Source organism: Streptomyces sp. XY431 (genome assembly GCF_001279805.1).
Taxonomy (GTDB): Bacteria; Actinomycetota; Actinomycetes; order Streptomycetales; family Streptomycetaceae; genus Kitasatospora; species Kitasatospora purpeofusca.
Genome location: NZ_LGDO01000346.1, coordinates 57,615 through 77,393, shown reverse-complemented (window position 1 = coordinate 77,393; position 19,779 = coordinate 57,615). Strand labels below are relative to the sequence as shown.

At 73.6% G+C, this 19,779-nt stretch carries 20 protein-coding genes; 4 read left to right on the top strand and 16 right to left on the bottom strand.

All coding sequences use genetic code 11. From position 1 onward, the window contains the following. Window positions 1-89 precede the first annotated feature (89 nt). Window positions 90-395, bottom strand: a complete 306-nt coding sequence (gene groES, locus ADK60_RS25680; RefSeq protein ID WP_014136232.1) for a co-chaperone GroES — start codon at window positions 393-395, stop codon at window positions 90-92. 267 nt (window positions 396-662) lie between these two features. Between groES and ADK60_RS25675 the strand changes: the two genes are divergently transcribed. Next, window positions 663-1,871, top strand: a complete 1,209-nt coding sequence (locus ADK60_RS25675; protein WP_045937791.1) for a THUMP-like domain-containing protein — start codon at window positions 663-665, stop codon at window positions 1,869-1,871. Here ADK60_RS25675 and ADK60_RS25670 read toward each other — a convergent pair. The 5 genes from ADK60_RS25670 to tsaB all read right to left on the bottom strand — a co-directional run bounded on the left by ADK60_RS25670 (window position 1,847) and on the right by tsaB (window position 5,541). Beyond that, the gene (locus ADK60_RS25670) at window positions 1,847-2,779 is read right to left on the bottom strand and encodes a polysaccharide deacetylase family protein (RefSeq protein ID WP_053649137.1); all 933 of its coding nucleotides are present in this window, start codon (window positions 2,777-2,779) and stop codon (window positions 1,847-1,849) included. The two genes, ADK60_RS25675 and ADK60_RS25670, sit on opposite strands and share 25 nt — an antisense overlap. A gap of 99 nt (window positions 2,780-2,878) precedes the next feature. Then, window positions 2,879-3,145, bottom strand: coding sequence for a hypothetical protein (locus ADK60_RS25665; RefSeq protein WP_053649135.1), 267 nt, complete (start codon window positions 3,143-3,145; stop codon window positions 2,879-2,881). Continuing rightward, window positions 3,142-4,233: a tRNA (adenosine(37)-N6)-threonylcarbamoyltransferase complex transferase subunit TsaD gene (tsaD, locus tag ADK60_RS25660; protein ID WP_053649132.1), complete on the bottom strand. Its 1,092-nt coding sequence runs from the start codon at window positions 4,231-4,233 to the stop codon at window positions 3,142-3,144. The genes ADK60_RS25665 and tsaD overlap by 4 nt, the downstream gene beginning before the upstream one ends. After that, window positions 4,226-4,795 carry a ribosomal protein S18-alanine N-acetyltransferase gene (gene rimI, locus ADK60_RS25655; protein WP_079008684.1) on the bottom strand — a complete coding sequence of 190 codons (570 nt, stop codon included), beginning with the start codon at window positions 4,793-4,795 and terminating at the stop codon, window positions 4,226-4,228. Before rimI ends, tsaD begins: the two co-directional genes overlap by 8 nt. Window positions 4,796-4,884: 89 nt before the next feature. Continuing rightward, window positions 4,885-5,541, bottom strand: coding sequence for a tRNA (adenosine(37)-N6)-threonylcarbamoyltransferase complex dimerization subunit type 1 TsaB (tsaB, locus tag ADK60_RS25650; RefSeq protein ID WP_045937795.1), 657 nt, complete (start codon window positions 5,539-5,541; stop codon window positions 4,885-4,887). Window positions 5,542-5,727: 186 nt separating this feature from the next. Here tsaB and ADK60_RS25645 point away from each other — a divergent pair, with 186 nt between their 5' ends. After that, window positions 5,728-6,345, top strand: coding sequence for a lipase chaperone (locus tag ADK60_RS25645; RefSeq protein WP_063783266.1), 618 nt, complete (start codon window positions 5,728-5,730; stop codon window positions 6,343-6,345). 13 nt (window positions 6,346-6,358) lie between these two features. Here the strand turns inward: ADK60_RS25645 and ADK60_RS25640 are convergent, their stop codons facing one another. The 5 genes from ADK60_RS25640 to ADK60_RS25620 all read right to left on the bottom strand — a co-directional run bounded on the left by ADK60_RS25640 (window position 6,359) and on the right by ADK60_RS25620 (window position 11,509). Further along, window positions 6,359-6,595 (bottom strand): hypothetical protein, encoded by a 237-nt coding sequence (locus ADK60_RS25640; RefSeq protein WP_053649127.1) that lies wholly within the window; start codon window positions 6,593-6,595, stop codon window positions 6,359-6,361. Between the two features lie 170 nt (window positions 6,596-6,765). Then, window positions 6,766-7,263, bottom strand: coding sequence for a tRNA (adenosine(37)-N6)-threonylcarbamoyltransferase complex ATPase subunit type 1 TsaE (gene tsaE, locus ADK60_RS25635; protein ID WP_053649125.1), 498 nt, complete (start codon window positions 7,261-7,263; stop codon window positions 6,766-6,768). 132 nt (window positions 7,264-7,395) lie between these two features. Continuing rightward, on the bottom strand, window positions 7,396-8,625 hold the full coding sequence (locus ADK60_RS25630; protein WP_053649123.1) for an alpha/beta fold hydrolase: 1,230 nt from the start codon (window positions 8,623-8,625) through the stop codon (window positions 7,396-7,398). Beyond that, the gene (gene alr, locus ADK60_RS25625) at window positions 8,622-9,818 is read right to left on the bottom strand and encodes an alanine racemase (protein ID WP_045937799.1); all 1,197 of its coding nucleotides are present in this window, start codon (window positions 9,816-9,818) and stop codon (window positions 8,622-8,624) included. Before alr ends, ADK60_RS25630 begins: the two co-directional genes overlap by 4 nt. Before the next feature lie 119 nt (window positions 9,819-9,937). Next, window positions 9,938-11,509: a bifunctional ADP-dependent NAD(P)H-hydrate dehydratase/NAD(P)H-hydrate epimerase gene (locus ADK60_RS25620; RefSeq protein ID WP_053649121.1), complete on the bottom strand. Its 1,572-nt coding sequence runs from the start codon at window positions 11,507-11,509 to the stop codon at window positions 9,938-9,940. Between the two features lie 178 nt (window positions 11,510-11,687). Here ADK60_RS25620 and ADK60_RS25615 point away from each other — a divergent pair, with 178 nt between their 5' ends. Beyond that, window positions 11,688-12,245 (top strand): Uma2 family endonuclease, encoded by a 558-nt coding sequence (locus tag ADK60_RS25615; RefSeq protein WP_502687456.1) that lies wholly within the window; start codon window positions 11,688-11,690, stop codon window positions 12,243-12,245. Window positions 12,246-12,287: 42 nt separating this feature from the next. On the opposite strand, the gene glmS is transcribed toward ADK60_RS25615, so the two are convergent. Beyond that, complete coding sequence (glmS, locus tag ADK60_RS25610) at window positions 12,288-14,144, bottom strand: glutamine--fructose-6-phosphate transaminase (isomerizing) (RefSeq protein ID WP_078896134.1); 1,857 nt, start codon at window positions 14,142-14,144, stop codon at window positions 12,288-12,290. Between the two features lie 99 nt (window positions 14,145-14,243). Between glmS and coaA the strand changes: the two genes are divergently transcribed. After that, entirely contained in the window at window positions 14,244-15,239 is a 996-nt protein-coding gene (gene coaA / locus ADK60_RS25605; RefSeq protein WP_045937803.1) for a type I pantothenate kinase, read from the top strand. Window positions 15,240-15,307: 68 nt separating this feature from the next. Here the strand turns inward: coaA and glmM are convergent, their stop codons facing one another. The 4 genes from glmM to ADK60_RS25585 form a co-directional block, all read right to left on the bottom strand. After that, window positions 15,308-16,672 carry a phosphoglucosamine mutase gene (gene glmM / locus ADK60_RS25600; protein ID WP_045937804.1) on the bottom strand — a complete coding sequence of 455 codons (1,365 nt, stop codon included), beginning with the start codon at window positions 16,670-16,672 and terminating at the stop codon, window positions 15,308-15,310. Between the two features lie 171 nt (window positions 16,673-16,843). After that, complete coding sequence (gene rpsI / locus ADK60_RS25595; RefSeq protein WP_030393318.1) at window positions 16,844-17,344, bottom strand: 30S ribosomal protein S9; 501 nt, start codon at window positions 17,342-17,344, stop codon at window positions 16,844-16,846. 46 nt (window positions 17,345-17,390) lie between these two features. Then, entirely contained in the window at window positions 17,391-17,834 is a 444-nt protein-coding gene (rplM, locus tag ADK60_RS25590) for a 50S ribosomal protein L13 (RefSeq protein ID WP_030393317.1), read from the bottom strand. Between the two features lie 240 nt (window positions 17,835-18,074). Continuing rightward, complete coding sequence (locus ADK60_RS25585; protein ID WP_053649117.1) at window positions 18,075-19,751, bottom strand: ABC-F family ATP-binding cassette domain-containing protein; 1,677 nt, start codon at window positions 19,749-19,751, stop codon at window positions 18,075-18,077. Window positions 19,752-19,779 lie beyond the last annotated feature (28 nt).

The window sequence follows — 19,779 nt, the reverse complement described above, 5'->3', positions numbered from 1 at the left end:
CCGTCGCGGGCCGCTCGACTACGTGAACCAACAGCCACGCCCCGGCCCCTGTCACTAGGGACACGGATCCGGGGCGTGGCTGAACGCTTTTACTTCTCGATGATGGCGAGAACGTCGCGCGCGGAGAGCACCAGGTACTCCTCGCCCTGGTACTTCACCTCGGTGCCGCCGTACTTCGAGTACAGGACGATGTCACCCACGGCGACGTCGAGCGGCAGACGCTGGCCGTCCTCGAAGCGGCCCGGGCCGACAGCCAGGACGACGCCCTCCTGGGGCTTCTCCTTGGCGGTGTCCGGGATAACCAGGCCGGAGGCCGTGGTGGTCTCGGCGTCGAGCGGCTGGACCACAATGCGGTCCTCGAGCGGCTTGATGGCAACCTTGCTGCTGGTGGTCACGTCCGAGCTCCCCTTCGGAGATTACGGGGTTTTCTAACGGGTAGGGGCGAACTCACGGATCTGCCGTCGCGGGGGTCAGACACGCATTGTCGCGTTAGCACTCCCCCGGTGGTGAGTGCTAGTGACGACCATAGGCCGCCGTTAGCACTCAGTCAACCAGAGTGCCAACGCCACGCGGGCCGGTCCTGTCGGAGGCACCCGTGACCGCGCGCTCCCGCCCGCGGGGCCGGCGCCCCGGGCCCGCCCGTGACCGGGGAGAATGAGCGGGTGGAGAACGACGACCTGCGGGCCCTGCTGACCGAGCGGGGCCAGGCCCTGCTCGCCGAACTGCGCGAGTTCGCGCCCGAGGAGGAGCTGGCACTCGCCACCCGGCTGCGCAAGGAGCACCCCGCCGAGCTGGTGTCGGCCGCCTTCGGGCAGGCCCGGCTGCGGCAGCGGGCCCGGGCCAAGTTCGGCGCCGACGCCGATCTCATGTACTTCACGCCCAACGGCGTCGAGCAGTCCACCCGGCGCGAGGTCGCCGAGTGGCGGGCGGAACGGTTCGCCGGGCTCGGGGTGAAGCGGCTGGCCGACCTCTGCTGCGGCATCGGCGGCGACGTCCTGGCGCTGGCCCGGGCCGGGATCGAGGTGCTCGCCGTCGACCGGGACCCGGCGGCCTGTGCCGCCCTCGCCGCCAACGCGGCCGCCCTGGGCCTGGCCGACCTGGTCGAGGTGCGCTGCGCGGACGTCGCCGAGGTCGACGTCACCGGCTACGACGCGGTGTTCACCGACCCCGCCCGACGCACCGCGCGCGGCCGGGTCTTCGACCCCGAGGCGTACGCCCCGCCGCTGTCCTGGGCGATCGAGGCCGGCCGGCGGGCCCCCGTCGGCGCGCTCAAGGTGGCGCCCGGCATCCCGCACGAGGCCGTGCCGGCCGACGCCGAGGCCGAGTGGGTCTCGGACCACGGCGACGTCAAGGAGGCGGTGCTCTGGTTCGGCACCCGGGCCGGGCACCCGCACCGCGCCACCCTGCTGCCGCAGCGGGCCGGCCTCACCGGCGGCGACCTGCCCGACCCCCCGGCCGGACCGGTCGGCCGCTACCTGTACGAGCCGGACGGCGCCGTGATCCGCGCCCATCTGGTCGCGGAGGTGGCCGGGCTGGTGAACGGGCGGCTGATCGATCCGAAGATCGCCTACCTGACCTCCGACGAGCTGGTCGACACCCCGTACGCGCACGCCTTCGAGCTGACCGACGTGATGCCGTTCCACATCAAGAAGCTCAAGGCGCTGCTGCGCGAGCGGAAGGTCGGCACGGTGGTGATCAAGAAGCGCGGGATGGCGATCACCCCGGAGGAGCTGCGCCGGCAGCTGCGGCCCGCCGGCCCGAACGCCGTCACGGTGGTCCTCAGCCGCACCGACAACGGCCCGCTGATGATGCTCGGCCACCCCGTCACCGGACCGGCCGCGGCCGTTCAGGCGGCCGGCGCCTCGATGTAGTCCTCCAGCCGGGCCACCGCGAAGCCCTGCTCCTGGATCCGGGCCAGCAGCTCGCCGAACATCTGCGTCATCGTCTCGCCCTTGAGGTCCTTCGGGCCCCGGAAGTGGGCGAGCACGATGTCGCCGGGCCGCAGCTTCTTGTCCGCGGCCTGGTACTGCATGTCGTGGATCTGCATCGACTCGCGCCACAGCACCACCGCCCTCGGCCCGCACTGCTGCACCGAGGTGTTGAGCGCCGGCGTGTTGGCGCCGTCCCCGTACGGCGGGCGGAACAGCAGCGGCGGGGTGCCGTACTGCTGGGTGAGCGCGGCCTGGGCGTCGCAGATCTCGGACTTCTGCTTCTCCGGCGGCACCTTGCTCATTTGGGCGTGGTCCACGGTGTGGTTGTGGACGTGGTTGCCGAGCGCCTGGAGGCGCTTGAAGTAGCCGTAGTCGTCCTTGACGATGTCGCGGGTCAGGAACATCGACACCGGCACCTTGAGGTCGGTCAGCATCTCGACGAACTTCGGGTCCTTCTCGGCACCGTCGTCGATGGTGACGAAGACGACCTTGTCGGAGGTCTTCACCTCGCTGAACACCGGGACGGGCCCGGTCCGCGCGAGCTTCACCGGCTTGTCGGCGGGTGCGGGCGGCGCCGGCGGCAGCGGCGTGAGCTGCCACTTCGCCCACGCGGCGGCGTCCCCGGCAGCCGGGCCACCCCCGGTCGGGGACGCGGTCGGCGACGGGGCCGCGGACCGCGACGGCGCGGCCGTCACCGGGGAGCCGCTCGCCGGGGAGCCGCTCGCCGGGACCAGCGCGGCCGAGGCCGCGCCGCTGCCGCCGTCGCTCGTGCACCCGGTGGCGGCGGCCAGCAGGGCCAGCGCCCCCGCCGCGTACACCGTCGTCCTGCTCCGTGCGTGCCTGTTCACCGCGCCGTGCTCCCCGCTCCCGTTCAGCGACCTCGATCGCTAGCACGGTAACGGTCCGGCGTTCGGTTCCCGATCAGGCGTGCGAACGGCTGCGGGCGGCTACTCCACGTGCTCGCTGGTGAAGGACCAGCGGTGCACCGGACGGCCCAGCAGGGCGGCGGGCGGCTCCGGCACCGGGACCGGCTCGCCGGACCACCAGGTGATCAGCAGCACCCGCTCCCCGGGGGCGGCGAGCAGCTCGGTCCGGAGCAGCCCGGCCGAACCGCGCAGCGCGGGCAGCGCCGTCCCCCGGACCCAGCCGGAGAGCTCGGCGCCCCGGCCGTCGGCGGCCCTGGCCTCCCACATCGCGGCAGTGGTGGCGCTCACTGCTGCTGCCCGGTCAGGGCCTGGTAGGCCTGCCCGTGGAAGTCGGTGTGCGGCACATGGACCTCGGTGACCGGCAGCGAGGAGTCCGCCGACAGGTCGAGCGAGGACGGCGCGCGGTCCCGCCAGACCATCTCGCTGCCGAGTGCGGCGACCATCGCGCCGTTGTCGGTGCACAGGCCCGGACGCGGCACCCGCAGCCGGATGCCGGCGCGGTCGCAGCGCTGCTGGGCCATCTCGCGGAGCCGGGAGTTGGCCGCGACACCGCCGCCGATCATCAGATGGTCGACGCCGTTGTCCTTGCAGGCCTTGACCGCCTTGCGGGTGAGCACATCGGTGACCGCCTCCTGGAAGGACGCCGCGACGTCCGCGATCGGCACCTCCTCGCCGGCCCGGCGCTTCGCCTCCACCCAGCGGGCGACGGCGGTCTTCAGGCCGGAGAAGGAGAAGTCGTACTCCGGGTCCTTGGGGCCGGTCAGGCCGCGCGGGAAGGCGATCGCCTTCGGGTCGCCCTCACGGGCCCTGCGGTCCACCACGGGGCCGCCGGGGAAGCCCAGGCCGAGCACCCGGGCCACCTTGTCGAAGGCCTCGCCGGCCGCGTCGTCGATGGTCGCGCCGAGCGGGCGGACGTCGGTGGTGATGTCCTCGCTCAGCAGCAGCGAGGAGTGCCCGCCGGAGACCAGCAGGGCCATCGTCGGCGAGGGCAGCCGGCCGTGCTCCAGCTGGTCCACGCAGATGTGCGAGGCGAGGTGGTTGACCCCGTACAGCGGCTTGTCGAGGGCCCACGCGTAGGCCTTGGCGGCGCTCACGCCGACCAGCAGCGCGCCGGCCAGGCCCGGTCCGGCGGTGACGGCGATGCCGTCCAGGTCGCCGGCCTTGACGCCCGCGGTGTCCAGGGCGCGCTGGATGGTCGGGACCATCGCCTCCAGGTGCGCGCGGCTGGCGATCTCGGGGACGACGCCGCCGAAGCGGGCGTGGTCGTTGACGCTGGAGGCCACCGCGTCGGCCAGCAGGGTGGTGCCGCGCACGATGCCGACGCCGGTCTCGTCGCAGGAGGTCTCGATGCCGAGGACGAGCGGTTCGTCAGCCATGGGGGGTGTCCTTCTTCACATCCGGTCGCGGGTGGCCCGCGGGTTCGTCGAGGTCTTCGGGGGCCGCGGCGGGGGCGGCAGGAGCGGCGTGGTCGGCAGGAGCGGCGTGGTCGGCGGGGGCGGCCGCGAGGTCGAGCCGCATCACCAGCGCGTCGATGCCGGCCGGCTGGTAGTAGCCGCGCCGGATGCCGACCGGCTCGAAACCGAAGCGCTCGTAGAGCCGCTGCGCGCGGGTGTTGTCCACCCGCACCTCCAGCAGCAGGTCCGCGCAGCCGCGCCGGGCGGCCTCCCGGACCAGGTCGGTGAGCAGCGCCGCGCCGAGCCCGGTGCCCTGGTGGCGTCCGTCGACGGCGATGGTCTGCACATCGCCGTCGCCACCCACCGCCATCAGCCCGGCGTAGCCGACGACCGCGCCGTCCGGGGTGACGGCGACGGTGTAGTGCCGGGTGCCGCCGGGGTGGGCCTCGGCCAGCTCGGACCAGAACATGCCGGCGGACCAGGCGTCCTCCGGGAACAGCTCCAGCTCCAGCGCCAGCACCGGGGCTATGTGCCACCAGCGCATCGGCCGCAGCCGGGCGGCACCGGGGTCCGTGGTGCTCGGGCCGGCGGTGCTCGGGCCCGTGGTGCTCGGGCCGGCGGGGCTCGGGCCGGTCACGCCGGGAGCACCGCCTTGTAGCCGGCCGGCACCTGGGCGTCGGGGCGTCGCAGGTACAGCGGGGCGTTGGGCAGCAGGGCCCGGCCGGCGGCCAGCTCGGCGACGGCGAACGCGGCGAGCGCTCCGGCCGAGACGTGCTCGGGGCCGTGCGCGCCCGGGAAGGCGTCCGGGTAGAGCAGCGCACCGGCGCCGACCGACCGCGCCGGCGGGGTCAGCTCGCCCGGACGGTCCACCGACGGCCCCTCGGTCCGCCGGCCCTCGGCGTCGTACGCGGCCCAGTAGACCTCCTTGCGGCGGGCGTCGGTGGCCACCGTGAACGCCTCGCCGGCCAGCCCCTCGGCGCGGGCCGCGTGGGCGATCGCGTCCAGGGTGCAGACGCCGTGCACCGGCAGGCCGAGCGCGTGGCCCAGCGCGGCGGCGGTCACCAGGCCGACCCGCAGACCGGTGTACGGGCCGGGGCCCACGCCCACCGCGATGTCGGTCAGCCGGTGCCGGTCGACACCGGCCTCCCGGAGCACCCGGTCGATCGCGGGAATCAGGAGTTCGCCGTGGCGCCTGGCGTCGACCTGGTCGGTCTCGGCGAGGACGGCCGTGCCGTCGTGGACGGCGGCGGTGACGGCGGGGGTAGCGGTGTCGAACGCGAGCAGCAGCACGGGTCAAGGTTAGACCGGTCGGCCAGCACCCCGTCCGGGCCGGTCCCGCCGGGGCACGTGCTCCGCCCGATCGAAAACCGGACCGGCTCCGGAACACACGTCCGACACGATGCGGACCGGACGGGCGAACCTGGCACGATGGGGCCGACGGTTTTGGGACGGCGGTGGGAGCGGCACGTGGCGAAGATGGGTCCTGGAGTGGTGGTCACCGGGCTGACCCTGGGGGCCCTGGCGGTGGTGAGCCTGCTGGCCTTCCAGGCCAACGGCGCGCAGGACCGCGCGGTCGCCGCGAACCCGGTCACGAGCACGGCCGCCACCTCCAGCGGACCGGCCGCCTCGGCCACCCCGACCGCCACGCCCACGCCGGCCGCCCCGACGCTGCCCGCCGTGGGCACCGGCACCGGGCTGCGGGTCGTCTACTCGGTCAGCGCCCACTACGTCTGGCTGATCGACCCGAAGAAGACCCCCCAGGTGGTGGCCACCTTCCCGGTGACCCCGGGCACGGTCGAGCCGGCCCCCGGCAGCTACCCCGTCTACAGCCGGACCCCGTCCGGGACCGGCACCGACGGCAAGCAGATCGAGCACGTGGTGCGCTTCGCGCAGCAGAACGGCGTGGTGTTCGGCTTCGGCGCGGCCGTCGACGGCGGCACCGGCGCTCCGCCCGCCGCCCCGGCGCCCACCTCGGCCGCGTCCTCCCCGGCCGCCTCGGCGGGCAAGACCGGCGGCATCCGCAGCAGCCGCGCGGACGGCCAGCTGCTCTGGGACTTCGCGCCGAAGGACACCAAGGTCGTCGTGATCCACTGACCGGGGGCGCGCCCTAGGCGGCGCGCCGGGTCTCGTGCGCGCCGCCGCTCGACGGCGACGGTCCGGACGTCCCGGGGCCCTCGCCCAGCACGGGGGCGGCCGGACGGCGTTCGGGCGGGGTGGAGACCGCCTCCGCCGCCGCACAGGCGGCCAGCAGGGCCCGCATCGGCTCCCCCGCGGCACGGCGGGCGGGCTCCTCGGCCCCGGTCCCGCGCGGTGCGCGCTCCGGGGCGGGCGTGGTGCTCGGCATGGCGCCTCCTAGTTAGGCAGACCTAACCTCAAGAACCATCCCACCACGCCCGGGACCTCGATCGCAACATCTTCCCGACACCCTGTCGGCAAACCGTGACACGGCGGGGCCGCCCCGGCAGCGCGGCAGGGGCGCTCCGGTGCGGCGCGGGCCGGCGCGGTCGGGCGCGGTCAGGCCAGCACGGTCAGGTCCGTGCCGTCCCAGCGGGTGCCGATGCCGGTCAGCTCCACCCGGCGCGGGTCCAGGTCGTCCCCGGCCGCCTCGGCGCCGATCGCGCGTCCGATCCGGACCTCCAGACGGTTCTCCGAGAGCCGCTCGACCTTGCCCTCGCCCCACTCGACCACCACCACCGACTCGGGCAGCGAGACATCGAGGTCGAGGTCCTCCATCTCGTCGAGGTCGCCGCCCAGCCGGTACGCGTCGACGTGCACCAGCGCCGGGCCGCCCACCAGCGAGGGGTGCACCCGGGCGATCACGAAGGTCGGGGAGGTGACCGCCCCGCGCACCTGGAGCCCCTCGCCGAGGCCCCGGGTCAGCGTGGTCTTGCCCGCTCCCAGCTCGCCGGAGAGCAGCACGAGGTCCCCCGGCCGCAGGAGCGCGGCCAGCTCCCGGCCGAGCCGGCCCATCCGGTCGGGGGTGGCGACGGTGAGAGAGGTGTGGGAGCCCATGCGCGAATCAAGCCCTTCGGTCCGTACGGCGGCGCACCGGTCCTCGGGCGCCCCCGCTACCGTGCCACATCCCCGGCACCGCCCGCGCCGGGCCCGCCCCGGGGGCAGGACCGCCGGGGCGCGGGCCCCGGCCTACGCCGGTTCGCCGACCTGGGGCGGCAGCGGGGCCGCGCCGCGGAAGCGGGCGGCCCGGTCGAACAGGTCGGCCAGGTGGTGGTCGACCAGGTCGGGGCGCTCCAGCATCACCAGGTGCCCGGCGTCCTGGACCAGGACCAGCTCGGCCCCCGGCAGCTGCTCGGCCATCACCTCGCCGTGGCCGGGCGGGGTGAGGAGGTCCTTGGTGCCGGTCAGCACCAGGGTGGGGATGCCGTGCAGGACGGCCAGCGCCTCGGTCTTCTCGTGCGCCGAGAACACCGGGTAGAACTCGGCCACCACGTCGATCGGGGTGGCGTCCAGCAGCTGCTCGGCGAACCGGACCACGCCCGGGTCGACGTCCTTCGCCCCGAAGGAGTACCGCCGGTAGAAGACGGCGCTGACGTCCGCACCGAGCCGGCGGGTCGCCTCCACCAGGTCCACCTGGCGTCCGAGCAGCTTCATCATGCCCGGCGCGACCTTGCGGAACAGCTTGGCGCCGGCGACCGGCAGGCCGAAGGTGACGGCGTCCCAGTTCCCGGCCAGGGTGCCGATCAGCGCGACCCCGGCGACCCGCTCCCGGAACAGCTCCGGGTGCTGGTCGGCCAGCGCCATCATCGTCATGCCGCCCATCGAGTGGCCGACCAGGACCAGCGGGCCGGTCGGCGCGACGGCGTCGATCACGGCCTTGAGATCGCCGCCCAGCTGGTCGATACCGGCGGGTTCGCCGGCCAGGAAGGAGCGGGAGCGCTCGGAGCGGCCGTGGCTGCGCTGGTCCCACAGGACCAGCCGGGCACCGGACCGGAAGGCGGCGCGCTGGAAGTGCCAGCTGTCCTGGTTGAGGCAGTAGCCGTGGCAGAAGACCACGGTCAGCGGCTCGGCTGCGCCGTCCCGCTCCCCGTCCGGGTTGTCGCGGCCCTCCGGGATGCCGAGGCCGTCAAGCTCGACGTACAGCTCGGTGCCGTCGGCGGCGGCCACCGTGCGGGGGCGGCCGCGCAGCGAGCCGTACGGGGCGTTGGCGTCCAGCTCGGCGCGGGCCCGGCGGCGGGTGCTCCGGCCGACCGTCAGCCGGTCGATCGCGACCCCGGCGGCGGCGCCGGCGGCGAGCACGCCGACCGAGATGCCGATCAGACCGGCCCGGCTCACCCCGGTGGCCGCCTCGGCCGCCTTGACGGCCCGGGCCGCCCGGCCGAGGGTCGCGACCGGGTCGGTGTCGCTCGGCCCGCTCATCCGAGCAGGCCCTCGTCCAGGCCGCCGACGTAGCGGCGCGGCACCCGGGAGCCGATCCGGGTCACGATCTCGTAGGAGATGGTGCCGCAGGCGCGGCCCCAGTCCTCGGCGGTCGGCTCACCGCGGTCGCCGCTGCCGAAGACCAGTACCTCGTCGCCGATCGGCGGGGTGTCGCCGCCGAGGTCCACCACGAACTGGTCCATCGCCACCCGGCCGGCCACCGTGCGCCACTTGCCGTCGACCTGCACCGGGCCGATGCCGCTGGCGTGCCGCGGGATGCCGTCGCCGTAGCCGACCGGGACCAGGCCCAGCGTGGTCGGCCCCGGGGTGGTGTAGTGGTGGCCGTAGCTGACCCCGTGGCCGCCGGGCACGTGCTTGACCAGGGCCAGCCGGGCGGTCAGCGACATCACCGGGCGCAGGCCGAAGTCGGACGGCGAGCCCACGTCGGGGACCGGCGACAGCCCGTACATGGCGAGGCCGGTGCGGACCATGTCGAAGTGCGACTGCGGCAGCAGCAGGGCGGCCGGCGAGTTGGCCAGGTGCCGCACCTCGGGGCGCAGCCCGGCCGCCTCGGCGGAGGCCAGGGCCGAGCGGAAGGCGTCCAGCTGTGCCTGGATCGAGGGGTGGCCGGGCTCGTCGGCGGCGGCGAAGTGCGACCAGACGCCGACCACGGTCAGCAGGCCGTCCAGCTCGGCGCGGCGGGCGGCGGCGACCAGCTCGGGCCAGTCGTGCGGCTGGCAGCCGTTGCGGCCGAGGCCGGTGTCGGCCTTGAGGTGGACCCGGGCCGGTATGCCGGTGGCGCGGACGGCGGCGAGCAGCTCGGTGAGCGCCCACTCGCCGCTGATCGAGATGTCGAGGTCCGCGAAGAGCGCCTCCCGCCAGGGCCCGCCGGGGGTCCACAGCCAGCAGAGGATCCGCGCCTGTCCGGGACCCACCCCGCCGGCGCGCAGGGCGAGCGCCTCCTCCGGCGTCGCGGTGCCCAACCAGCCGACTCCCGCGGCGACCGCCTCCCGGGCACAGCGCAGCGCGCCGTGGCCGTAGGCGTCCGCCTTGACCGCGGCCATCACCGTGGCCCCGCCGATGCGCTCGCGCAGCGCGTCGAGGTTGCCGCGCAGGGCGGCGAGATCGATGGTCGCCTCGGCCCGTACGCCTTCGGTGAGGCCGGCCATCACGGGCGTCTTCGCAGTTGTCATCAGGGTCAGTCTCCCAGACGTCCCGGGGTCCTTGCCGAACGGCCCTTCGGGTCGCCGCCCCGGGCCGCCCGCGCCCGGGACCCCCCGCGACCCGCCACCCCCTTCCGGACGCCCACGAATCAGCGGCCGGTTCCACCCGCCCGCCGGGAACGCGGTTCCGGGGCGGCCCCGGCGCGGACGTCGTTCCAGACCGCCGGCAGCGCGGCCGCCACCTCCGAGGCGGTGACGGGGGCGCCGGGGACGGCTGCGGTGTGCCGGGCGGCGAGCCCGTGCAGATAGGCCGCCACCGCGGCGGCGTCCGGCGCGGACAGGCCCGCGGCGAGCAGTGAGCCGGCCAGCCCGGCCAGGATGTCCCCGCTGCCGGCCGTGGCCAGCCAGGCGGTCCCGGTCGGGTTCACCCGCACGGCGCCCTGGGGGTACCCCCGGCCGGAGGCTGGGGGAGGATCGGCGACCACGGTGGTCGACCCCTTCAGCAGCACCGTCGCCCGGTACGCCGCCGCGAGCCGGCGCGCGGTGGCCAGCCGGGCGGCCGCCAGCTCGTCGGCGGCGGGCGGGCGGGCCTGCTCCGAACGGGTGCCGCCGTCGCCCCCGGCCCCGGCGAGCAGCCGGGCCGCCTCCCCGGTGTGCGGGGTGAGCAGCGTCGGTGCCGTCCGACCGGCGAGCGCGCCGGGGCCGAGCCGGGCCAGCTCGGTCAGCCCGTCCGCGTCGACCAGTACCGGCACGTCGGCCGCCAGCGCCTCGGCGAGCGCCCGTCCGGCGCCCTCGCCGCCGCCCGGTCCGACCACCCAGGCCTGCACCCGGCCGGCCCCGGCCGGACCGCCCTCGGTGACCAGCGTCTCCGGGAAGCGCCGCACCACCTCCTCGGCCGCCGTCCCCACGTACCGCACCGCGCCCGCGCCGCCGCGCAGCGCGCCGGCGACCGCGAGCAGCGCCGCCCCCGGGTACCGCGCCGAACCGGCGGCGACCCCGACCACACCGCGCCGGTACTTGTCGCTCTCCGCTCCCGGCACCGGCAGCAGAGCGGCCACGTCGGCGTGCTGCAGGGCCACCACCCCGGCCGGCGGCAGTTCGAGTCCGATCCCCACCAGTTGCACCGCTCCGGCGTACGAGGCGCCCGGGTCGATCAGCAGCCCGGGCTTGTAGGTGCCGAAGCAGACCGTGACGTCCGCCCGCAGCGCCGCCCCGGCGACCTCGCCGGTGTCGGCGTCCACCCCGCTGGGCACGTCGACGGCCACCACCACCCCGGTCCGCGCGGCCCGGGCGTACGGCTCGGCCTCCGGGCGCAGTCCGCCCCGGCCGCCGATGCCGACGATGCCGTCCAGCACCAGATCCGCGCACGAGAAGTCGGCCAGGCCGACCTCCTGCTCCACCACCACCCGCCCGCGTGCCGCCCGCAGCGCCGCCAGCCCGCCGCCGTGCGCCCGCCCGGGGGCGAGCAGCACCGCCGTCACCCGCGCCCCGCGCCGGGCCAGCTCCGCACCGGCGTACAGGGCGTCACCGCCGTTGTCGCCGCTGCCGGCCAGCACCACCACCCGGCTGCCGTACACCCGGCCGCGCCGGCGGGTGAGCAGCCGGGCGCAGGTCACGGCGAGCCCGGTGGCGGCCCGCTGCATCAGCGTGCCCTCCGGGAGCCGGGCCATCAGCTCCGCCTCTGCGGCGCGGACCTGGTCGACGCGGTGGGCACAACGCATGGCGGGCTCTCCCCCGGAACTCGGCGGCAACTCCCGCCGACGCTACGCGAAGGAGCTCCCGACGGCGCCTCCGGCCGTGCGGCACACTTTCGAGTGACACCAACTTCGATTCCCCACCGGTGTCGGTCCGGGTGCCTACGGTGTGGCTCGGCACGGACCCACAGGAGGGAGAAGGGCCATGGTCGCCATGCCGGCAGTCGAGCACCCGCTGAGCGAGGGCAGCCTCCTCCAGGCGTTTCTGGAGCTGGACACCCCGCTGGGCAGCAAGGCCGAATTCATCGAAGGGGAGATCGTCGTGACGCCGCCACCGGACGGGTCCCACGAGACCGCGTTCTCGCTGTTGAACAGGCAGTTCATGCGGAAGGCCGAAACGGAGTTCGACCTGGCCGGCGCCAAGGGGCTGATCACGCCCAAGGGCCGCTTCATCCCGGACGGCACCGTGAGTCCGGTCGGCCATTTCGAGAACGCCGAGTCCTGGGCCGACCCGAGCGGAGTCCTGTTGGTCTTCGAGGTGACGTCGACGAATCCGTTCAAGGACCGCGGGCCCAAGCGCGAGGGCTACGCCGCCGCCGGGATCCCCTGCTACCTGCTGGTCGACCGCGACGCGGGCACCGTCACCCTGTTCACCCAGCCCGATGACGGCGACTACATCACCACGACCAAGGTCGAGTTCGGCAAGCCCCTGGACCTGCCCGCCCCGTTCTCCTTCACGCTCGACACAGGGCCCCTGCGGTAGGACGCAGCCACCGCAGGGGCCCCGGGACGGAGCGGGGTCGGACTACTCGACGGTGACCGACTTCGCCAGGTTGCGGGGCTGGTCGACCTCGTGGCCCTTGGCCGTGGCCAGCTCGCAGGCGAAGACCTGCAGCGGCACGGTGGCGACCAGCGGCTGCAGCAGCACCGGCGTGACCGGGATGCGGATCAGGTGGTCCGCGTACGGGACGACCGCCTCGTCGCCCTCCTCCGCGATCACGATGGTCCGCGCACCGCGGGCCCGGATCTCCTGGATGTTGGAGACGATCTTGTCGTGCAGGATCGACCGGCCGCGCGGCGACGGCACGACGACCACCACCGGCAGACCCTCCTCGATCAGCGCGATCGGGCCGTGCTTCAGCTCACCGGCGGCGAAGCCCTCGGCGTGCATGTAGGCGAGCTCCTTGAGCTTGAGCGCGCCCTCCAGGGCGACCGGGAAGCCCACGTGCCGGCCGAGGAACAGCACCGACTTGGCGTCGGCGAGGGAGCGGGCCAGCTCGCGCACCGGCTCCATGGTCTCCAGGACCTGCTCGACCTGCTTCGGCGCGTCGCCGAGCTCCTTGATGACGGCGAGGATCTCGTCGCCCCACTTGGTGCCGCGCACCTGGCCCAGGTACAGCGCGACCAGGTAGCAGGCGACCAGCTGGGTCAGGAACGCCTTGGTCGAGGCGACCGCCACCTCGGGGCCGGCGTGGGTGTACAGCACCGCGTCCGACTCGCGCGGGATGGTCGAGCCGTTGGTGTTGCAGATCGCCAGCACCTTGGCGCCCTGCTCGCGCGCGTGGCGCAGCGCCATCAGGGTGTCCATGGTCTCGCCGGACTGCGAGATGGCGATGACCAGCGTGCCCGGGCCCATGATCGGGTCGCGGTAGCGGAACTCCGAGGCGACCTCGACCTCGCACGGGATCCGGGTCCAGTGCTCGATCGCGTACTTGGCGATCATGCCCGCGTGGAAGGCGGTGCCGCAGGCGACGATGACGACCTTGTCGACCGCGCGCAGGTCGGCGTCCGACATCCGCAGCTCGTCGAGGGTGAGCCGGCCGTCGGTGCCGATCCGGCCCAGGAGGGTGTCGGCGACGGCCTTCGGCTGCTCGGCGATCTCCTTGAGCATGAAGTAGTCGTAGCCGCCCTTCTCGGCGGCCGAGGCGTCCCAGTCGACGTGGTACTCGGTCACGTCGGCCGGGGTGCCGTCGAAGTTGGTCACCGTGACGCCCTCGCGGCGCAGCTCGACGACCTGGTCCTGGCCCAGCTCGATCGCCTCGCGGGTGTGCGCGATGAACGCGGACACGTCGGAGGCGAGGAAGTTCTCGCCCTCGCCGCGCCCGACCACCAGCGGCGAGTTGCGACGGGCGCCGACCACCACGTCCGGGGCGTCGGCGTGCACGGCGACGAGGGTGAAGGCGCCCTCCAGCCGGCGGCAGACGGCGCGCATGGCCTCCGCGAGGTCGCCCTCGTACAGCTCGCCGAGCAGGTGCGCGACGACCTCGGTGTCCGTCTCCGAACGCAGGGTGTGGCCGCGCTCGGCCAGCTCGGCCCGGAGCTGGGCGAAGTTCTCGATGATGCCGTTGTGGACCACCGCGACCTTGGCCGCGTCGTCCAGGTGGGGGTGGGCATTGGCGTCCGTCGGCCCGCCGTGGGTGGCCCAACGGGTGTGGCCGATGCCGGTGGTGCCGCCGGGAAGAGGGGTCTCGGCGAGCGACTTCTCCAGGTTCGCGAGCTTGCCGGCCCGCTTGTCGGTGGCGAGGCTCCACTGCCCGTCGGAGCCCTGCACCTGCACGGCGACACCGGCGGAGTCGTAACCCCGGTACTCCAGTCGCTGCAGGCCTGCGATTACAACATCAAGGGCGGGCTGGGAGCCCACGTATCCAACAATTCCGCACATGCGTGCCAGCATAAGGGCGCTTCGGACGCCCCATTCGCACGGTTCGCCCACAGGCCGTGACCGACACCACAGCCGCCACGAACGGCGCTACGGCCCACAATGGAGCATGTGCTGACCGAACTCTGTACGCGGGGCGACATCACGCCCGGCCCCTCGCCGTCCCCCTACGTGGACCTCAGCCGGGCCGAGTGGAGCGCGCTGCGCGAGCGTACGCCGCTGCCACTGACCGCGGAGGAGGTGGAACGGCTGCGGGGTCTCGGCACCGCACTCGACCTCGACGAGGTCCGGGACGTCTATCTGCCGCTGTCCCGGCTGCTGAACCTCTACATCCACGCCACGCACGACCTGCGCGGCGCACTGGGCACCTTCCTGGACACCCCGGACACCGAACGCACCCGCACCCCGTTCATCATCGGGGTGGCCGGCTCGGTCGCGGTCGGCAAGTCCACCACCGCCCGACTGCTCCAGGCGCTGCTGGCCCGCTGGCCGGAGCACCCCCGGGTCGAGCTGGTCACCACCGACGGCTTCCTGCTGCCCAACGCCGAGCTGCGCCGGCGCGGCCTGATGGCCCGCAAGGGCTTCCCCGAGTCGTACGACCGCCGGGCGCTGACCCGCTTCGTCGCGGATGTGAAGGCCGGCAAGGAGCGGGTCACCGCCCCGGTCTACTCGCACCTCGTGTACGACATCGTGCCCGACGAGCGGCTCACCGTGGAGCGCCCGGACATCCTCATCGTCGAGGGCCTGAACGTGCTCCAGCCGGCCCTGCCCGGCAGCGACGGCCGCACCCGCCTCGCGGTGGCCGACTACTTCGACTTCTCGATCTACGTCGACGCCCGCACCGACGACATCGAGAGCTGGTACCTGGACCGGTTCCGCAAGCTGCGGCAGACCGCCTTCCAGGACCCGAGCTCCTACTTCCGCCGCTTCACCGAGGTACCGGAGGAGGAGGCGATGGAGTACGGCCGCCAGGTCTGGCGCACCATCAACCGTCCGAACCTGCTGGAGAACGTGCGGCCCACCCGCGGCCGGGCCACCCTGGTCCTGCAGAAGGGCTCGGACCACAAGGTCCGCCGGGCGCTGCTGCGCAAGCTCTGAGGGAAACGCCGAAGGCCCCCGCCGCGATCGTCCGCGGCGGGGGCCTTCCGGCGTGTTCTCCGGGGCCGTCAGCTCAGCGAGCTGCGCACCGCCTCGGCGAGCGTCTCGGCGACGGACTGCGCCTGCGCCTCGTCGGCGGCCTCGACCATCACCCGGACCAGCGGCTCGGTGCCCGACGGACGCAGCAGCACCCGGCCGGTGGCACCCAGCTCGGCCTCGGCGGCGGCCACCGCGGCGGCCAGCTCCTCGCTGGTCCCGACCCGGCTCTTGTCGACGCCCTTGACGTTGATCAGCACCTGCGGCAGGCGGGTCATCACGGCGGCCAGGTCCGCCAGCGGCTGCTTGGTGGCGGCCAGCCGGGCGCCGAGCATCAGACCGGTCAGGGTCCCGTCGCCGGTGGTCGCGTGGTCCAGCAGGATGACGTGGCCGGACTGCTCGCCGCCCAGCGCGAAGCCGTGCTCCTTCATCGCCTCCAGCACGTACCGGTCGCCGACCGAGGTCTCGACCAGGTCGATGCCCTCGCGCTCCATCGCCAGCTTGAAGCCCAGGTTGGACATCACGGTGGCGACCGCGGTGTTGCGGCGCAGCGTGCCGGCCTCCTTCATGGCGACGGCCAGGATCGCGATGATCTGGTCGCCGTCGACCTCGTCGCCGGCCGCGTCGGCGGCCAGGCAGCGGTCGGCGTCGCCGTCCAGGGCGATCCCGAGGTCCGCCGAGTGCTCGCGCATGACGGTGCGCAGCCGGTCCAGGTGGGTGGAGCCGACACCGTCGTTGATGTTGAGGCCGGTGGGCTCGGCGCCCAGGGTGTGCACGACCTCGGCGCCGGCCCGGGCGAAGGCCTCGGGGGCGACGTACGCGGCCGCGCCGTGCGCGCCGTCGATGACGACCCGGATGCCGTCCAGGCGGTTGGGCAGCACGCCGATGAGGTGGGCGACGTACTTGTCGAAGCCCTCGGTGTACTCGCGGACCCGGCCGACGGCGGCGCCGGTCGGACGGTTCCAGTCCTCACCGCCCGCCGCGTGCTTGTGGAAGTGGGCCTCGATGGCGTCCTCGATGCGGTCGTCCAGCTTGTGGCCGCCGCGGGCGAGGAACTTGATGCCGTTGTCCGGCATGGCGTTGTGGCTGGCGGACAGCATCACGCCGAAGTCGGCGCCGAGCGCGCCGGTGAGGTAGGCCACCGCCGGGGTGGGGAGCACTCCGACCCGCAGTACGTCGACGCCGGCGCTCGCGAGGCCCGCGATGACCGCGGCCTCCAGGAACTCGCCCGAGGCACGCGGGTCACGGCCGACGACCGCGACCGGCCGGTGGCCGTCGAAGGCTCCCGCCTCGCCGAGCACGTGCGCCGCCGCGACCGACAGGCCGAGCGCCAGCTCAGCCGTCAGCCCCTGGTTGGCCACACCGCGCACACCGTCCGTACCGAAGAGTCGTCCCATTGTCCCGTCCTCACATCGCCGCAATGCCTTGCAGTGAATCCGATCGAATCCCCGGCCTCCGCACAATGGCCGGGGAGCACGACGCCCCGGAGTACACGGGGTACTCCGGGGCGTATGGAGCGCATCCGGGGGCGTGCACCACCAGGGCGGTACGCACCCCCGGGGGCGCAATTAGCGCTTGCTGTACTGCGGCGCCTTGCGGGCCTTCTTGAGACCGGCCTTCTTGCGCTCGACGGCACGCGCGTCACGCATCAGGAAGCCGGCCTTCTTCAGCGCGGCGCGGTTGTTGTCCACGTCGGCCTCGTTCAGGGCACGGGCGACGCCGAGGCGCAGCGCGTAGGCCTGACCGGAGACGCCGCCGCCGGAGATGCGGGCGACAACGTCGTAACGGCCGTCCAGCTCGAGGAGCTTGAAGGGCTCGTTCACGGTCTGCTGGTGCACCTTGTTGGGGAAGTAGTTCTCCAGGGTGCGACCGTTGATCTTCCACTGCCCGGTGCCCGGGACGATGCGCACGCGGGCGATCGCCTCCTTGCGACGGCCGAGGCCGGCGCCGGGGACGGCCTCGCCGAAGCGGCCGGCCAGGGACTCGGAGGTGTACTCCTCGGAGGTGAACTCGCCCTCGACGACAGTCTCGTCGAACTCGACCTCAAGGGTTTCGGTGGTCTCGGCCACGGTGTTCCTCAGCTCTTTTCAGTGATGGGGGGCTTGGTGGCCGGAATTACTGCGCGACCTGGGTGATCTCGAACGGCACCGGCTGCTGCGCAGCGTGCGGGTGCTGGTCGCCCGAGTAGACCTTCAGCTTGGAGAGCATCTGACGGCCCAGGGTGTTCTTGGGGATCATGCCCTTGATGGCCTTCTCGACGGCCTTCTCCGGGTTGTTCGCCAGCAGGTCGTCGTAGCGCACCGAACGCAGACCGCCCGGGAAGCCCGAGTGGCGGTAGGCCAGCTTCTGGGTCTTCTTGTTACCGGACAGGTGCACCTTGTCGGCGTTGATGATGATGACGAAGTCACCAGTGTCAACGTGCGGCGCGTAGATCGCCTTGTGCTTACCCCGGAGGAGGTTGGCGGCCTGGGAGGCCAGACGGCCGAGCACGACGTCGGTCGCGTCGATGACGTGCCACTGACGCTGGACGTCGCCGGGCTTGGGGCTGTACGTACGCACGGTCGTATGCCTTCGCTTTTCAGTGAGTGAGTCCTGACAGGAGTACCCGGAGGAGGGATCAGCCTGGCCGCCTTGGACGCAATTCAAGGGGGAGCCGCTGGTCGTCGACCTGGTGTCTCCGGCGTACCGACCTCTCACGTGAGATAGAGCGAGCCAATACGCACATCAAGCGCCCAGGCTACCGGGCCGGACGGGGACGGTCAAAATCCTCCCCGCCGGAACGGTCTCCCGGGCCCCTGATCAGCGGTCCCGCTCGACCCGGCTGACGTCCCAGACCGGCTCCGGGGACTCGTAGACCCGGCCGTCGGCGCCGAAAACCAGGAAACGGTCGAAGGTCCGGGCGAACCACCGGTCGTGGGTGACGCACAGCACAGTGCCGTCGAAGGCCTCCAGCCCGGCCTGCAGCGCCTCGGCGCTCTCCAGGTCCAGGTTGTCGGTCGGCTCGTCGAGCAGCAGCGCGGTGACGCCGGACAGCTCCAGCTTGAGGATCATCAGCCGGGCCTGCTGGCCGCCGGAGAGCGACTCGAACTTCTGCTCCTCCTGCCGGTCCAGCTCGTACCGGCGCAGCACGCCCATCGCGGCGCCGCGGCCGAGCGCGTGCTCCTCCTCGACGATCGAGCGGACGGTGCGGCCGAGCAGCTCGGGGTGCGCGTGGGTCTGCCGGAAGTGGCCGGGCACCACCCGGGCGCCGAGCTTCCAGGCCCCGGTGTGGGCCACCGTGTCGTCGCCGGCCAGCAGCCGCAGGAAGTGCGACTTGCCGGAGCCGTTGGACCCCAGCACCCCGACCCGCTCGCCGTAGAAGACCTCCAGGTCGAAGGGCTTCATCAGGCCGGTGAGCTCCAGCTGCTCCATGGTGAAGGCGCGCACTCCGGTGCGCCCGCCCTTGAGCCGCATGGTGATGCTCTGCTCGCGCGGCGGGGCCTCGGGCGGGCCGGCGTCCTCGAACTTCTTCAGCCTGGTCTGCGCGGCCGAGTAGCGGGAGGCCATGTCATGGCTGATCGAGGCGGCCTGGCGCAGGTTGACGACGAGCTTCTTGAGCTTGGCGTGCTCCTCGTCCCAGCGACGGCGCAGCTCCTCGAAGCGCTCGAAGCGGGCCTTGCGGGCCTCGTGGAAGGAGTCGAACCCGCCGCCGTGCACCCAGACGCTGGAGCCGGCCGCGCCGGACTCGACGCTGATGATCTTCTCGGCGGTGCGGGACAGCAGCTCGCGGTCGTGGGAGATGAACAGCACGGTCTTCGGGGTGGCCCTGATGGCCTCCTCCAGCCAGCGCTTGCCCGGGACGTCCAGGTAGTTGTCCGGCTCGTCGAGCAGCAGTACCTCCTCCGGGCCGCGCAGCAGCGCCTCCAGGACGAGCCGCTTCTGCTCGCCGCCGGAGAGCGTGTTCAGGCCGCGCCACTGGGCCTTGTCGAAGGACACCCCGAGGGCCGCCGTGGTGCAGACGTCCCAGTCGGTCTCGTAGTCGTAGCCGCCGACGTCGGCCCAGTCGGAGAGCGCCTGGGCATAGGCCATCTGCGTCTTCTCGTCGTCCTGGGCGATCATCGCCAGCTCGGCGGCGTCGACCGCGCGGGCGGCCTTGGCGATCCGCGCGGGGGCGACGGAGACCAGCAGGTCGCGGACCGAGGCGTCGGCGGGCAGCGCGCCCGGGCCCTCCTGTTCGTCACCGGCCTTCTTCTGCTCCTCGCGGCCGGTGGTGCCGACGAACTGGCGCATCACGCCGAGCCCGCCGCTGATCGTCACCGAGCCGCCGTGCGGCTGGAGGTCGCCCGCGATCATGCGCAGCAGCGTGGTCTTGCCCGCGCCGTTGGCGCCGACCAGCGCGACGGCCGCGCCCTCCCCCACCCGGAAGGACGCGTCGTCGAACAGCACCCGCCCGTCCGGCAGGTAGTACTCCAGGTGCGAAATCTCGACGTGTCCCATGGGGGAGATTGTCCCAAGCCGCCGCCCC

Coding starts and splice junctions, on each gene's coding strand:
- ADK60_RS25620 (WP_053649121.1), bottom strand. CDS start 11,509: ATGCGTTGTGCCCACCGCGTCGACCAGGTCCGCGCCGCAGAGGCGGAG.
- alr (WP_045937799.1), bottom strand. CDS start 9,818: ATGACAACTGCGAAGACGCCCGTGATGGCCGGCCTCACCGAAGGCGTA.
- glmS (WP_078896134.1), bottom strand. CDS start 14,144: ATGTGCGGAATTGTTGGATACGTGGGCTCCCAGCCCGCCCTTGATGTT.
- tsaD (WP_053649132.1), bottom strand. CDS start 4,233: ATGGCTGACGAACCGCTCGTCCTCGGCATCGAGACCTCCTGCGACGAG.
- ADK60_RS25640 (WP_053649127.1), bottom strand. CDS start 6,595: ATGCCGAGCACCACGCCCGCCCCGGAGCGCGCACCGCGCGGGACCGGG.
- ADK60_RS25615 (WP_502687456.1), top strand. CDS start 11,688: ATGGTCGCCATGCCGGCAGTCGAGCACCCGCTGAGCGAGGGCAGCCTC.
- glmM (WP_045937804.1), bottom strand. CDS start 16,672: ATGGGACGACTCTTCGGTACGGACGGTGTGCGCGGTGTGGCCAACCAG.
- ADK60_RS25585 (WP_053649117.1), bottom strand. CDS start 19,751: ATGGGACACGTCGAGATTTCGCACCTGGAGTACTACCTGCCGGACGGG.
- rimI (WP_079008684.1), bottom strand. CDS start 4,795: ATGCGCTGGTGGCACATAGCCCCGGTGCTGGCGCTGGAGCTGGAGCTG.
- ADK60_RS25630 (WP_053649123.1), bottom strand. CDS start 8,625: ATGAGCGGGCCGAGCGACACCGACCCGGTCGCGACCCTCGGCCGGGCG.
- coaA (WP_045937803.1), top strand. CDS start 14,244: ATGGAGCATGTGCTGACCGAACTCTGTACGCGGGGCGACATCACGCCC.
- ADK60_RS25645 (WP_063783266.1), top strand. CDS start 5,728: ATGGGTCCTGGAGTGGTGGTCACCGGGCTGACCCTGGGGGCCCTGGCG.
- tsaE (WP_053649125.1), bottom strand. CDS start 7,263: ATGGGCTCCCACACCTCTCTCACCGTCGCCACCCCCGACCGGATGGGC.